This is a genomic window from Bacillus changyiensis (assembly GCF_027706145.1).
Taxonomy (GTDB): domain Bacteria; phylum Bacillota; class Bacilli; order Bacillales; family Bacillaceae; genus Bacillus; species Bacillus changyiensis.
In genome coordinates this window covers 1,055,667-1,070,739 of record NZ_JAQFWW010000001.1, presented here as the reverse complement: position 1 = coordinate 1,070,739, position 15,073 = coordinate 1,055,667, and the positions used below count along the sequence as shown (strand labels likewise).

General features: G+C 40.2%; 14 protein-coding genes and 1 other annotated feature. Of the genes, 13 read left to right on the top strand and 1 reads right to left on the bottom strand.

Going from position 1 to position 15,073, the window contains the following annotated elements; genetic code table 11:
- From PDT38_RS05590 to PDT38_RS05555, 8 genes are read left to right on the top strand one after another with little or no spacing between them, the layout of a single operon-like run.
- Positions 1-927, top strand: a complete 927-nt coding sequence (locus PDT38_RS05590; protein WP_270799612.1) for an ABC transporter permease — start codon at positions 1-3, stop codon at positions 925-927.
- Positions 928-932: 5 nt separating this feature from the next.
- Positions 933-1,895: an ABC transporter permease gene (locus PDT38_RS05585; RefSeq protein WP_270799610.1), complete on the top strand. Its 963-nt coding sequence runs from the start codon at positions 933-935 to the stop codon at positions 1,893-1,895.
- A gap of 3 nt (positions 1,896-1,898) precedes the next feature.
- Positions 1,899-2,888: an ABC transporter ATP-binding protein gene (locus PDT38_RS05580; protein WP_270799607.1), complete on the top strand. Its 990-nt coding sequence runs from the start codon at positions 1,899-1,901 to the stop codon at positions 2,886-2,888.
- Between the two features lie 31 nt (positions 2,889-2,919).
- Positions 2,920-4,536, top strand: a complete 1,617-nt coding sequence (locus PDT38_RS05575) for a peptide ABC transporter substrate-binding protein (protein ID WP_270799604.1) — start codon at positions 2,920-2,922, stop codon at positions 4,534-4,536.
- 12 nt (positions 4,537-4,548) lie between these two features.
- Positions 4,549-5,472 carry a S66 peptidase family protein gene (locus tag PDT38_RS05570; protein WP_270799602.1) on the top strand — a complete coding sequence of 308 codons (924 nt, stop codon included), beginning with the start codon at positions 4,549-4,551 and terminating at the stop codon, positions 5,470-5,472.
- A gap of 12 nt (positions 5,473-5,484) precedes the next feature.
- Complete coding sequence (locus PDT38_RS05565) at positions 5,485-6,573, top strand: mandelate racemase/muconate lactonizing enzyme family protein (protein ID WP_270799600.1); 1,089 nt, start codon at positions 5,485-5,487, stop codon at positions 6,571-6,573.
- Between the two features lie 3 nt (positions 6,574-6,576).
- Entirely contained in the window at positions 6,577-7,536 is a 960-nt protein-coding gene (locus PDT38_RS05560) for a C40 family peptidase (RefSeq protein ID WP_270799599.1), read from the top strand.
- Positions 7,472-8,506, top strand: coding sequence for an ABC transporter ATP-binding protein (locus PDT38_RS05555; protein ID WP_394356219.1), 1,035 nt, complete (start codon positions 7,472-7,474; stop codon positions 8,504-8,506). The genes PDT38_RS05560 and PDT38_RS05555 overlap by 65 nt, the downstream gene beginning before the upstream one ends.
- A gap of 35 nt (positions 8,507-8,541) precedes the next feature.
- Here PDT38_RS05555 and PDT38_RS05550 read toward each other — a convergent pair whose 3' ends face one another.
- On the bottom strand, positions 8,542-9,408 hold the full coding sequence (locus PDT38_RS05550; protein ID WP_270799598.1) for a dimethylarginine dimethylaminohydrolase family protein: 867 nt from the start codon (positions 9,406-9,408) through the stop codon (positions 8,542-8,544).
- A gap of 175 nt (positions 9,409-9,583) precedes the next feature.
- Between PDT38_RS05550 and PDT38_RS05545 the strand changes: the two genes are divergently transcribed.
- From PDT38_RS05545 to proB, 5 genes are all read left to right on the top strand, one after another.
- Positions 9,584-10,102 carry an acyl-CoA thioesterase gene (locus PDT38_RS05545; RefSeq protein ID WP_270799595.1) on the top strand — a complete coding sequence of 173 codons (519 nt, stop codon included), beginning with the start codon at positions 9,584-9,586 and terminating at the stop codon, positions 10,100-10,102.
- A gap of 94 nt (positions 10,103-10,196) precedes the next feature.
- Entirely contained in the window at positions 10,197-10,934 is a 738-nt protein-coding gene (locus tag PDT38_RS05540; protein WP_270800148.1) for a DUF421 domain-containing protein, read from the top strand.
- Positions 10,935-11,047: 113 nt separating this feature from the next.
- Entirely contained in the window at positions 11,048-12,355 is a 1,308-nt protein-coding gene (locus tag PDT38_RS05535) for a pectate lyase family protein (RefSeq protein WP_270799593.1), read from the top strand.
- 372 nt (positions 12,356-12,727) lie between these two features.
- Complete coding sequence (gene purU / locus PDT38_RS05530) at positions 12,728-13,630, top strand: formyltetrahydrofolate deformylase (RefSeq protein WP_270799591.1); 903 nt, start codon at positions 12,728-12,730, stop codon at positions 13,628-13,630.
- Between the two features lie 48 nt (positions 13,631-13,678).
- Positions 13,679-13,895: a binding site (T-box leader), on the top strand.
- A gap of 67 nt (positions 13,896-13,962) precedes the next feature.
- Positions 13,963-15,060, top strand: coding sequence for a glutamate 5-kinase (proB, locus tag PDT38_RS05525; protein ID WP_270799590.1), 1,098 nt, complete (start codon positions 13,963-13,965; stop codon positions 15,058-15,060).
- The last annotated feature ends 13 nt before the right edge of the window (positions 15,061-15,073 follow it).

The following is a 15,073-nucleotide window of genomic DNA, read 5'->3' as shown; positions in this document are numbered from 1 at the left end:
ATGGCAGGTTACACCATGAAGCGATTTTTCTCAATGGTGTCGACGATCTTGATCATCACAACATTGACCTTTGTGATCATGAAAGTGATTCCGGGATCACCTTTTAATGAGGAGCGAAATACCAATCAAGTTGTTCAACAAAACCTTGAGGCTTACTATCATTTAGATGAGCCTATCTTTGTCCAATATTTGATTTATTTGAAATCGATTTTAACGTTTGATTTTGGTCCATCAATCAAACAACCATCACAAAGTGTTAATGAGTTGCTTTCAAGAGGTTTTCCCGTTTCATTTGAACTTGGGATGATTGCACTTTTACTAGCGATTTTTTCAGGGATAGCTCTGGGGATTTTTGCAGCGCTTCGCCAAAATGGCTTAATCGATTACTTGGCGATGACGATTGCAGTACTCGGAATTTCGATTCCAAACTTCATTATGGCAACAGTGCTTATTCAACAGTTTGCTGTTAATTGGTCAATCTTTCCACCCTCGACTTGGACAAGCCCATTGCATATGGTGCTTCCGACAGCTGCACTTTCAATGGGGCCCATGGCGATTATTGCCAGACTTACCCGTTCAAGCATGCTTGAGGTGCTGACCCAGGATTATATTCGGACAGCACGGGCAAAGGGGCTTTCTCCTTTGAAAATCGTAATAAAACATGCGTTAAAGAATGCGCTGCTGCCTGTCATCACGATTCTTGGAACACTGACTGCTTCAATATTGACGGGGAGTTTTGTCATTGAAAAAATCTTTGCTATTCCAGGAATGGGGAAATATTTCGTTGAGAGCATCAATTCCCGAGACTATCCCGTCATTATGGGAACCACCGTCTTTTACAGCATCATTCTCATCATTATGCTGTTTTTAGTCGATTTGGCTTATGGTATCATCGATCCGCGTATCAAACTGCATAAGAAAGGGTGAGAACTGTGAGTCTTCCAGTTCGCAGAGAACATGATGTGTCAACTGGTGAGCAAATCCCGAATGAATGGTTTACGCCGAAGAAACAGAAAAGAGTTGAAAAAGAATCGATTGTTAGACCAAGCCTTTCATATTGGCAGAATACTTGGCGGGTTTTAAGAAAAAACAAGTTGGCGATGACCGGCTTAAGTATTTTGCTTTTCTTGTTCATCATGGCGATTCTTGGTCCATTTTTTTCACCTCACAGCGTTACAGAACAGACACTCGCTCAACAAAATCTGCCTCCGTCATCAAACCATTGGTTTGGCACGGATGAGCTTGGACGCGATGTTTTTACGAGAACATGGTATGGGGCAAGGATATCGCTGTTTGTTGGTGTGATCGCCGCTTTCATTGATTTTGCGATTGGTGTCATTTATGGCGGGATTTCCGGTTATAAAGGTGGAAAAACTGACCATGTCATGATGCGAATCATCGAAGTTCTACACGGACTACCTTATTTATTAGTTGTGATTCTCTTAATGGTTCTGATGGGACCGGGACTTGGAACAATAATCGTTGCATTGACTGTCACAGGTTGGGTTGGTATGGCAAGGATTGTGAGGGGACAAGTTTTAAAGTTGAAGCATGATGAACATGTTCTGGCATCAAAAACTTTTGGCGCAAGTACAATGCGAATCATCCGCCGGAATTTGCTTCCGAACATGATGGGCGCAATTATTGTCCAGATCACTTTGACAGTACCATCTGCCATATTTGCGGAAGCTTTTCTGAGTTTTCTCGGCTTAGGGATTCAAGCGCCATTTGCAAGCTGGGGTGTAATGGCGAACGACGGTTTGCCTGTTATATTATCTGGTCATTGGTGGCGGCTGTTTTTTCCAGCGTTCTTTATCTCAATCACCATGTTCGCTTTTAATGTACTAGGAGATGGACTCCAGGATGCTCTAGATCCAAAACTGAGGAGGTCATGAATTTTGCAGAAAAAAGTGCTGGAAGTTGATCAATTACACGTTTCATTTTCGACATATGGAGGGTCTGTTAAAGCTGTACGCGGTGTCAGTTTTGATTTATATGAAGGAGAGACGTTTGCGATTGTCGGTGAATCTGGATGCGGAAAAAGTGTGACCTCACAAAGTATCATGCAGTTGCTTCCGAAGCACTCAGCGACAATTACAGATGGTTCGATCTATTTTAAAGAAAAGGATTTATGCGGTTTGTCAGAAAAAGAGATGAGAACAATCCGAGGTGCTCAGATCTCCATGATCTTTCAGGACCCAATGACAGCTTTGAATCCGACCTTAACGATCGGTGATCAGTTGACAGAGGCTATTTTGGAACATCAGACGATCTCAAAAAGTGAGGCGAAAAAAAATGTGATGTCAATGCTAGAGCTTGTTGGCATTCCCAATCCGACAGAACGTTTGAAACAGTATCCGCATCAATTCAGCGGTGGCATGAGACAACGGATCGTCATTGCAATGGCACTGATCTGTAAACCGAAGATCCTCATTGCAGATGAACCAACAACTGCTCTTGATGTCACGATTCAGGCACAGATTCTTGAACTATTTAAAGACCTTCAAAGAAAAACTGGCGTGTCCATTATATTAATTACCCATGATTTAGGTGTTGTCGCACAGACAGCGGATAGAATCGCGGTCATGTATGCAGGGAAAATCGTTGAAACGGGGATGAGAAAAGATATTTTTTATCATCCGCAGCATCCTTATACAAAAGGATTGTTAAAATCCGTACCTAGGCTTGATCTTGAAGATACAGAACTTGTTCCTATTGAAGGGACACCGCCTGATTTATTTTCACCGCCTGCAGGATGTCCTTTTACCGCTCGCTGTTCACATGCAATGGAAGTATGTAATCGCTTCTATCCAGTGAAAACGGAAATCTCAATAGGACATGATGTGTGTTGTTGGCTTCAGGATGAACGGGCAGAGCGGGCAATATGATCTCTGCTACACTTTAAAATGGGGGAATTTGATGAAAAGACTTTCGAGTAGTTTGATCATCATGTTGATGGCTGTCATGTTATTTGGGTGTACCGCAAATCAACAGGCAGGGCAAACAGAGAAGAAAGGAGGAGCAGATCAAGAGCAGGTGTTGAAGTTAAACAATGAAAAAGAACCGACATCATTTGATCCACCGATTGGATTTAACAGTGTGTCATGGCAGGCGCTCAACAATTTGATGGAAGGGTTGACAAGGCTTGGTGCTGATCATGAACCAGCAGCAGCAACAGCTGAGAAATGGAACATTTCTGAAGATGGTAAAACATATACTTTTACAATTCGCAAGGATGCGAAGTGGTCTAACGGTGATCCGTTGACAGCGGGGGATTTTGAATATGCATGGAAACAGCTGCTTGATCCGAAAACAGGCTCATCCGCTGCGTTCTTAGGATATGTGATTGAAGGTGGTGAAGCTTTTAATAGTGGTAAAGGCAAGAAGGATGAGGTAAAGGTTAAAGCGCTGGATGAAAAAACACTCAAAGTGACATTGGCCAGACCGCAAACATCATTTTTGGACATTGTCGCAAATCCGGCTTTTTTTCCAATTCATCAAAAAGTAGCCAATGACAATCCGAAATGGCATGAAGAAGCTTCAACATTTGTTGGAAATGGCCCTTTTAAGCTAACAGAATGGAAACATGATGAAAGCTTGACAATGGAAAAAAGCGATACGTATTGGGATAAAAATACTGTAAAACTTGACAAAGTCACATGGGCAATGGTTGATGACAGAAATACAGATTATCAAATGTTTCAATCAAATGAACTTGACACATCTTTTGTACCTGCAGAAATGAGCGAAAAGTTGATGAGTTCTAAGCAAGTGAAAGTGTTCGATCAAGCGGGGCTTTACTTTTACAGGTTCAATGTCAAGATGGAACCATTTCAAAATGAAAAGATTAGAAAAGCGTTTGCATTGGCAGTTAACCAGCAAGAAATTGTTGATTACGTCACTAAAAATGGTGAAAAGCCAGCCCGAGCCTTTGTCTCTCCAGATATAAAAGGACAAAACGGTAAGAGCTTTCGTGAGGAAGGCGGTGATTTAGTAAAATTTGATGCTGATCAAGCGAAAAAGTTGCTTAAAGAAGGAATGACAGAAGAGCATTACCAAATGCTTCCTGAAGTTACACTCACATACAGCACAAAACCTGAACATAAAAAGATGGCAGAAGCCATCCAACAACAGTTGAAAAGAACGCTAGGTATTCATGTGAAGTTGGCAAATATGGAGTGGAACACATTTCTGGAAGAACAAAAAGCACTTAAGTTTCAGTTTTCCCAAAGTTCGTTCTTACCTGATTATGCAGACCCTGTCAATTTTCTAGAAAGCTTTCAAACCGATAATACGATGAACAGAACTGGTTGGAGTAACAAAGTATATGATCAGCTGATTCGAGCGGCAAAAAGCGATGTGGCCGAAGAGAAGCGCCAACAGCTGATGCATCAGGCTGAAAAGCTATTGTTTGAAGAAATGCCAATTATTCCGATTCACTTCTATAAACAAGTCCACCTAGAAAAAGAGAATGTAAAGGGAATTATTCGCCATCCTGTCGGTTATATTGAGTTGAAATGGGCTGAGAAGAAATAGGAGGGGATCATCATGAACATCATGCCTGAAAAGTTGCAGGAAGGTGACATAGTCGGAATCATAGCACCTGCAAGTCCACCTGTTTCTGAAAAACTCGAAATCGGTGTTAAATACTTAAAAGAGCTAGGACTTCATATTAAAATGGGCCGTGCAATTTTGAAAAGACACGGCTATCTGGCAGGGAGTGATGAAGAGCGTCTGCGTGACTTGCATGACATGTTCCAAGATCCTTCTGTTAAAGCTGTGATTTGTGCATGTGGAGGGTATGGAACAGCACGAATCGCCCAGCAAATTGATTATCGTCTTATCAAAGAAAACCCGAAAATATTCTGGGGCTACTCAGACATTACTTTTTTACATACAGCGATCCAGCAAAACACCGGACTCATTACATTTCATGGTCCGATGCTCAGTTCAGACATCGGCTCTGAAGATGTTCACCCACGAACAAAACATTCATTTCAACAGCTTTTTCAACAAATGAACCTTCATTATACGGAAGAGATCTCACCTTTAGAAATCGTGGTTCCAGGAGACGCAAAAGGAAGGCTGATTGGCGGAAATCTAGCACTTTTGGTGACGACACTAGGTACACGTTTTGAAATAGATACAAGGGGGAAATTGTTTTTCATTGAAGATATTGATGAAGAACCTTACCGAATTGACAGAATGCTGAATCAGCTAAAAATGGCGGGTAAATTCGCTGATGCTGCCGGGATTTTACTGTGTGACTTTCACAATTGTCTTCCTAAAAAGCGTGAAGAGTCACTGTCACTGAAAGAGATTATCCACGATCATATCACACCTTTTGAAAAACCGACACTTTCCGGCTTTAAAATCGGTCATTCTTCACCGAATATTGCAATCCCCATCGGAGCTGTCGGGGTGTTAAATACAGAAAAAAAACAGCTGATGATCACACCGGGAGTTTCTTGAAAGGAGGACGGAATGAGAATCACTGATGTTCACACATATCGCATTGCTGTACCATTAAAAAAACCGTTTAAAACTGCACTTAGAACCGTTCATACAGCAGAAGCCGTGATTGTCAAAATAACAGCTGAGAATGGGATAGCCGGATGGGGTGAAGCGCCACCAACCGCTGTCATCACAGGAGAAACAATTCTCAGTATCGAAGGTGCGATTAGACAGTTATTTACTCCATTACTGATCGGTCAAAGCTTATTAAACACGGAAGCCATTTTTGTTGATATTGAGAAGTTGATCGTTGGAAATCGAAGCGCAAAGGCAGCCATTAATATGGCTGTATATGATTGTTTGTCACAAATGTGTGGATTGCCTCTGTATCAATTTCTCGGCGGATACAGGCAGAAACTAGAGACCAACTTTACTGTTAGTGTTAATCATCTGAAAGAGATGGGAGAAGATGCCGTTCGCTTAGTGAAGGAAGGGTTCCGTACCTTAAAGGTGAAGGTTGGAAAGGGTGATATGAAGACGGACATTTCTCGAATTCGTGAAATCAGACAGCAGGTGGGGCCGGATATTCAAATCCGGCTTGATGCCAATCAAGGTTGGACAGCTAAACAAGCGGTCACTGCTATCCGGAAAATGGAAGATGAAGGTTTTGATATTGAACTTGTTGAACAGCCAGTCCATAAAGACGATCTTGAAGGCTTAAAACAGGTGACAAATGCTGTAGACACACTGATTATGGCTGATGAAAGTGTCTTTACCCCTGACGAGGCTTACCAAGTACTCAAATCAAGAAGTGCTGATCTCATCAATATTAAGCTGATGAAAGCAGGCGGTATCTGGCAAGCGCTCAAGATCAATAAATTTGCTGAGGTTTGTGGTGTTGAATGCATGGTTGGTAGTATGATCGAAACTCGGCTTGGCATTACTGCTGCCGCTCATTTTGCTGCGAGCCAAAAAAATGTGACAAGGTATGATTTTGACGCACCACTTATGCTTAGCGAAGATGTTGTTCACGGTGGTATCAACTATAAAGGCAGTGTCATTACATTTCCAAGTGCTCCAGGACTAGGTATTGACGATATCAGTTGTAAGGAGGTATGACAGGTGAGTTTGCATACAGTGACAGTTTCAGTAGCAAACGTTTGGACGCATCGGCACGCACCGCGGGAGATCGATTTCACAATGTTAGAGCAGCCGGTCGATGTAAGAGCCTGGCTTCACTCCTTAACATATGAAAAGCGACTTGAGTTATGTACGAAAAATCTCGTGCAAACCCAGGTTCTTTTTGGAGAAGAAGTAGAGGTTCTCGCGGAAAAAGCTGGGTGGGCACAAGTAGTTGTTCCCAGTCAACCGTCAATAAAAGATGAACGTGGCTATCCTGGATGGATTCCGTTATCCTGCTTGGCTAAAAGTCGTCCACAGCGGGTGGAAACAACCGTTGTTATTCAAAAACCGACTGCTTATTTGTACACAGGAAAACAGAAAACAGAAACATTCGACTTGAGCTTTTTAACAAAACTTGCAGTTTTATCTGAAAACAGCAATTGGTTTGAAGTTGAGACACCGATCGGATGCGGCTGGCTGAAAAAAGAGGATGCTAAAATTTCAACAAATGCTAAAGGCTCTGGGATAGACATCGTTCAAACTGGAGAAGCTTTTTTGAAGGTTCCTTATTTGTGGGGAGGAATGAGCGGATTTGGCTATGACTGTTCAGGATTCACCTTCAATATGTTAAAAGCGAATGGATATCAAGTGCCAAGAGATGCCGGTGACCAAGCAGAGGGGGGAGAAGCAATTGCCTTTGACAGACTTGAACCGGGTGACCTGTTATGTTTCGCAGATGAAGAAGACGTAGGGCGGGTGCATCATGTTGGTTTTTATTATGGAAATGGCCAAATGCTTCATTCACCGAAAACGGGTAGATCAATAGAAATGATCACGCTTGAAGGTACAGATTATCAAAAAGAACTGTGCACCATTCGTCGCTACTTTTTAGAAAATGGGGGAGATTCCGCTGGGAAAACAAACATTGTTAAGTGTCAATCACCTAAAAATACATTTTGATATCGGAAAAGGAAAAACAGTGAAAGCGGTTGATGGTATTTCTTTTATGATCAACAAAGGGGAAACGTTCGGACTTGTTGGTGAATCAGGATGTGGGAAGTCAACTTCTGGCCGAGTACTGATGCGGCTTTACAAACCGACAGAGGGTGAGGTGACTTACAAAGGAAAAAACATTCATCAGCTAAATAAAGTAGAAGCATTTCAATATCATCGTAATATTCAAATGATCTTTCAAGATCCATATGCTTCTTTAAATCCCCGTTTAACGGTGAGAGATATCATTTTAGAGCCAATGGAGATTCACAATCTGTATGGCGGGCGAAAAGAGCGGCTTGAAAAAGTGGACGAGCTATTAGAAGCAGTCGGTTTACACAGGGAGTTTGCCAATCGTTATCCACATGAATTTAGTGGAGGTCAAAGACAAAGGATCGGGATTGCGAGAGCGCTTGCACTTGATCCGGAATTCATCATTGCAGACGAACCGATCTCAGCTCTTGACGTATCTGTACAGGCTCAAGTTGTCGGTCTCTTGAAAAAATTGCAAAAAGAAAAACGATTAACTTATTTGTTTATCGCTCATGACCTGTCAATGGTCAAACATATGAGTGACCGGATCGGTGTCATGTATCTAGGAAATATGGTTGAAATCACAGATCGTGTTCAATTGTATAAAGAGCCGCTCCATCCTTATACACAAGCTCTTTTATCTGCTATTCCAATTCCTGATCCTGATATTGAAGATAAACGAAAACGAATCATTTTAAAAGGCGAGCTTCCAAGTCCAATTCATCCGCCAAGTGGCTGTGTTTTTCGGACGAGATGTCCAGCTGCTATGGAAGTTTGTGCGCTTAAAAAACCTGCTCTGCAGGAAATTGATAAAGATCATTTTGTTGCCTGTCATTTATATGATAGAGAGTTGGAACAAATGACTGATAAGATGAAAGTCTTGTTTCAGGCAAGGTCAGAATAAACTGTTCAACAAAAAAAGCCTGTCAAAACAGGCTCTTATTTACAACTTCGCTGAAGTGGCATTGTACAGCATCTAAATGATCCGCCAGATTTAATAATCTCTGAAAGATCGATTTCAATTACAGTATAGCCTCTTTTTTGAAGCTGTTTGTTTAATTGTTTATTATGGGGCAAGCTGATCACTGTTTGTTTACCAAGTGAGAGAATGTTTGTACCAAGTGTAAACTGTTCATCATCAGAAATTTCGATCAAATCATAACGTTCCTTGAGTCGGTTGTATTCGTTTTCTCCCAAAGCTTTCGGGTAGATGAGCGCTTCATCTTGTGAAAGGATATTAAAAATACAATCTAAATGGAGAAATGATTCTTCAAACGGAATCGGAATGACTTCGTATGAGGTGAGCTGCCGCTTTAATTGTTGAACAGCTGAAAATGTTGTTCGATGACTGATTCCTGCATAGACAGTGTTGTGATCGATGAGGATATCACCACCCTCTATACAATACCCTTTATTAAAAGGTTGATAAGAGAGGTTTTCTTTTTCAAACCATCTCTGCAAAACATTTTCCTCACCTTGGCGAACCCTAGCTGAAAGTTGCGCTGTAAAAATAGTTTCACCGATAACAAATCCGATATCTCTCGTAAATACCTGCTCAGGAAATTGATTTACAGACGGCAATAAAACAACTTCTACACCGTGATTTTTAAGCTCTTTTATCAAAGTCTCATGCTGCTTTACAGCAAGCGTTTTATTAATATTATCGTGATAAAAATATTTCTGTGTTTCATTGATGACCTCGGCGATCTCCATATATTCAGGTCTGCAAAGCGCAACTGTTTTTAATCTATCATATTCACTATTGCAGCCTGCTCTGTCATTTTTTTTCACTGTAACTGAATCCATATTGCTTCCTCCATCCCTCATTAATATTTATATTATTCCCTTTTCACATGAAGAGGTAAACACTTTCATAAGAAAATCTTACAAATTCCGCGGATAAAATCTTTAGACAAATCAATTCTAATAGTGTTTAATAAAGAAAATTCCTGTTACAAACATCATCAAAGGAGTCATGAACATGAATCAATCAGAGATTAGATACTGTCGGGAATCCAAAGTTGTCAAAACAAGCCGGGTTTTTCCGCTTGATACAAACAACCACAATACGCTATTCGGCGGAAAATTGATGAGCTATATAGATGATATTGCTTCGATTTCTGCAGCAAGACATTCCCGTTGTGAAACAGTTACTGCTTCAATGGATTCAGTCGATTTTCTTGAACCGATTCGCCAAGAAGATTCTGTTTGTTTGGAATCTTATGTGACATGGGTTGGCAGAACATCGATGGAAGTATTCGTAAAAGTGATTAAAGAGCACTTACTGACTGGTGAACGGACCTTGGCGGCAACATCTTTTTTAACATTTGTGGCTCTTGATCAAGCTGGGAACCCTCAAATTGTCCCACAAGTTGAACCTGAAACAGAAGAAGAAATCATGCTTCACGAGACAGCTAGACAGCGCGCTGAACAACGCAAAAGTCATCGAAAGCATAGTAAAGCTCTTGCTGAAGCTCTCGCTGTAGATAAGCCATGGTAAGCTTTTTCCCCCGATCTTTTTTTAGATCGGGGGTTTTTGAATGCTTCAACCAAAAAATGTAAAGGATAAAAATAAAAAGCGGAGACAGAACGTTATGAACTTTGAATATTTATGGATATTTTTATTGAAACCGGCATTAGTTTTTACAACTGCTTACATTCTTTTTCGAATGGCCGGAAAAAAGGCCGTTTCACAAATGTCGAACTTTGATCTTTTGTTGACATTTGCAATTGGGACGATTATCAGTGAACCGATCCTTACATCGAAACTATCCGTGTCTATTTATTACGCGGTTATCTTTCTCGTCTTTTATCTATTCATTGAAAAGCTATCTTTACACAATAAGTGGAGATGGTTTCTTGTTGTTCAGCCGACCGTCCTGATTCGAAATGGGGATATAGATGAAAAGGGGTTAAAAAAAGAACGGCTGACAGTCAATGAACTGCTCGGTAAACTTCGAGAAAAAGGCTATGCTGATCCTTATGATATTGATTTAGCTTTAATTGAAGAATCGGGACAAATTAGCGTGATTCCAAAAGCGAATGCGAGACCTATTCAGCCGCGCGATTTGAATCTTCAAACTGCCCGAAATTTTGTACCGATCCCATTAATCTTAGACGGAGAAATTATTGAACACAATTTGAAATATTTAAAGCTAACAAAGCAGTGGCTGTTTCATAAATTAAGTGAAAAAGGGATTCAAACAACTGCCATTTCATCAATCATGCTTGGTACATTAAATGAAAAAAATGAAATTATGATCGATCAACATCGTTCTCAAGATGTATCAACAGGTAATCCTTATTTATATAAACCAGGTGATGATGGGTAATTTTTCACAAATTAGCTTGAACAAAAAACAAAACATAGGAGGAAATTATGTTGTTTTTTGTATTTTAATAGAATATATTAGAAATTGTGAAAAATGAGATTGAAGGTGAAATGATGAAAAAACTTTTTTGTTCTACATTGCTTTTCGGTACTTTGTTACTAAGCTCAACCATGCCCGCCCAAGCAAACGATTATGGACATGAAGTGCTTGGGAAAAAAGATGGTTGGGGAGCCTATGGAGAAGGAACAACTGGGGGAGCGGCTGCTTCTTCTCATCATGTGTATACGGTTGAAAACCGAAAGCAACTTGTTGATGCATTAGGGGGTAATAACAATCAAAATGGCAACAATAGTACTCCAAAAATCATTTATATTAAGGGAACGATTGATCTAAATGTTGATGATCATAATAGGCCTTTAGGCTATGACCACTATAAAGATCCAGCATACAACTTTGATCAATATATGAAAACATATGATCCTAAAAAGTGGGGGAAAAAAGAACCGGCAGGTAAACTTGAAGAAGCAAGAAGTCGCTCACAGAAAAAACAGAATGAGCGAGTCATCATTAATGTAGGTTCAAACACGACAATCATCGGTCTGAAGCATGATGCGAAAATTGTCGGTGGAGGTTTCCACCTTAAAAAGACCGAAAATGTGATCATCCGCAATATCGAATTTCAAGATGCCTATGACTATTTTCCTGCTTGGGATCCGACTGATGGAAGCAAAGGGAACTGGAACTCTGAATATGACAATCTTTTAATTGAAACATCTAAGCATGTTTGGGTTGATCATTGTGCATTTAATGATGGAAATCATCCTGATGAAAGAGCGGGTACATATTTCGGACGTGAGTTTCAACATCATGATGGGTTGCTAGATATTAAAAAACAATCCGATTTTATAACGGTATCTTATAATGTATTCTCAGACCATTCTAAAAATACAATTATTGGATCTAGCGATAAATATGCTGCTGACCAAGGTCATTTACGTGTGACGTTCCACCATAACATGTATTCCAATATTAAAGAGCGCGCACCAAGGGTTCGCTTTGGTATGGTACACATGTACAATAACTATTTTAAAAGTACGAAAAAAAGCTACAACTATTCTTGGGGCCTCGGCTTTTCGTCAAAAATTTATGCCGAGAGCAACTATTTTGATCTACCAAAAGGAACCAAGCCTGACAAGATCATAAATGTCTTTAAAGGGAACGCTTTATATGAAAGAGATACGCTTTTGAATGATCAAACAAGCGTTGCAAAAATTGATGTTGTAAATATGTATAATCGTGCTCATCATGCTTCCATTAAACCTTCGGTGGGGTGGAAACCTGTTCTTTATGAAAAGATCAGCCCAGCTGAAACGGTGCCTGAGATCGTGCAGCAACAGGCTGGCGCGGGAAAATTAAAATAACTTAGAAAACGGACATGTCGATGTCCGTTTTTTAAATTCCTTAGTATATATAGGGGATTTGTGGGTTGTTATAGTGAAGGAGAAAATATATTGTTATGAAAAAATATTTATCAGACCTCTCTTACGAAAACAGAACACCATCATGAAAGTAAATATAGAACACCAAGAAAATCGCTAAATACAAGTTGCATGCCCTGTAATGGGCGCTGTATGAAATATTGTGGTTCTTCAAGAATTTCAACTGGTATGATGGTAGTAGATTGACTGTATTGTTGTTTTTACTTGATACAAAAACGTTAATTGATTTTTCAATACACTCAAGTATAATGTAGAGATAGTTTATGAATTCAAGGTAAAGAGGGTTATCCAAAAATGAAATCTTATATAACACAGCAGTTAAAACACTATCAAGATCACAATCATGAAAAGGCGCGTTTACTTGTCAGCTGCCCAGATCAACCGGGCATCGTTGCAGCCGTTTCGACATTTTTATTTAACAATGGTGCGAACATTATTGAATCCAATCAATATACAACAGATCCGGAGGGCGGACGCTTTTTCCTTAGAATTGAATTTGAAGCTGGCGGAATTGGTGAAAAAATCAGGCAGATGAGAGAGGCGTTTGCAGCAGTTGCTGATCATTTCCAAATGACATGGAGTATCACCTTGGCAAGTGAATTAAAGCGGGTTGCCATCTTCGTTTCGAAAGAACTCCATTGTCTGAACGAATTGCTATGGGAGTGGCAAAGTGGAAATTTGATGGCGGAAATCGCAGTGGTGATCAGCAATCATGAAGATGCCAGAGAAGTTGTCGAATCGTTAAATATTCCGTTTCTCTATATGAAAGCGAATAAAGATATTCGTGAAGAGGTCGAAAAACAACAGCTCAAGTGGCTTGAGGAGTATCGTGTAGATGTCATCGTCTTGGCCCGCTATATGCAAATCTTAACACCTGAATTTGTTTCAGCACATCCACACAAAATTATTAATATCCATCATTCTTTCCTTCCTGCTTTTATTGGAGCAAATCCGTATAAACGCGCCTATGAAAGAGGTGTCAAATTAATTGGAGCTACCTCCCATTATGTGACAAATGAATTGGACGAAGGTCCGATCATTGAACAAGATATTGAACGTGTTGATCATAGAGATCATGTGGAAGATCTAAAAAATATTGGTCGGACAATTGAAAGAAGTGTTCTTGCAAGAGCGGTCAAATGGCACTTAGAAGACCGAATCATTGTGCATGGAAATAAGACGATCGTTTTTAGCTAAATTTTGATCTTGACATGGATCAGTTTCCTAGGCATAATTAAAAAAAATCAGCGAGCGTTGAAGAGGATTAGTAAGCAGTTTTTTCTGTGAAAGAGAGTGAAATGGCCTGCTGAAACATTTCACCACAAGAAACCTGCTGAACCTGCCTTAGAGTCTTAGGAAAAAAACCTAGGCGTCTTACCCGACGTTACCGGGGAAAGCGGAATGGGCATTTTGAGCACATTCAATGAAGGTGGTACCGCGGAAAGCTTTTTTCGTCCTTTTTTTAATTGGACGAAAAAGGCTTTTTTTTATTGATTTGTCGCCGCTCGAATATCTCGGAGGGGAAAATTGTGAAAAAACAACGGATTGTAATTAAAATCGGAAGCAGTTCATTAACAAGTTTAAATGGCAGTATTGATGTGACTAAAATAAAAGACCATGTTCGGGCAATAGCTGCCTTAAAAAAAGCAGGCCATGAAGTCATTTTTATTTCTTCAGGTGCTGTCGCTGCTGGTTTTCTCCAGCTCGGTTATCCAACAAGACCAGTCACTTTAAAAGGAAAACAGGCTGCCGCAGCTGTTGGTCAAAGCCTCTTAATGAAGCAGTACATTCAGCAATTTGCAGAATATGAATTGCTGTGTGCCCAGATCTTATTGACAAGAAATGATTTTGCCAAACGAGAAAGATATCGAAACGCTTACGCCACCATGATTGAACTGATTGAAAGAGGGCTTATTCCGATCATCAATGAGAACGATTCTGTATCTGTTGAAGAGCTGACTTTCGGTGATAATGATATGCTTTCTGCCTTAGTGAGCGGACTCATTCATGCTGATAAGCTGATCATCTTAACAGACATTAATGGTCTCTATCATGAAAATCCAGTAGAGAATCCGGATGCCCACCGTTTTGATTATATCCCCGATATTACAGAAGATCTTTTAAGTTATGCTTCTTCTTCTGGTTCAAAAGTCGGAACGGGTGGGATGAAATCAAAGCTGTTGGCTGCAAAAACAGCTCTTTCTCTAGGTGTTAATGTTTTCATCGGTACAGGAATGGGAAAAGATAAACTCATTCAGGTTTTAAATGGCAACGGAGATGGAACATATATTGGCCAATCTGATTTGTCTTCGGTGAACAATCATAAACAATGGATTGCCTTTCACTCTCCTATCTCAGGGAAGATCATCATTGATGAAGGAGCAGAACAGGCACTTTTGGAGAAGGGAAGTAGCTTATTGCCAGCTGGTGTTATAGATGCTTGTGGGAATTTTGCCAAAGGAGCAGTTGTTAAAGTTTGTGGTCCAAATGGATTAGCAGGGAAAGGTCAGGTTCTTTATTCGTCAGAAGAGCTATTAAAAATAAAAGGAAAACGTAGTGATGAGGTCAACTGTAATAAAGGAATAGAAGTCATTCATCGAAATGACTGGGTCAGTATAAAAGAATAAGGGGGCTAATTCA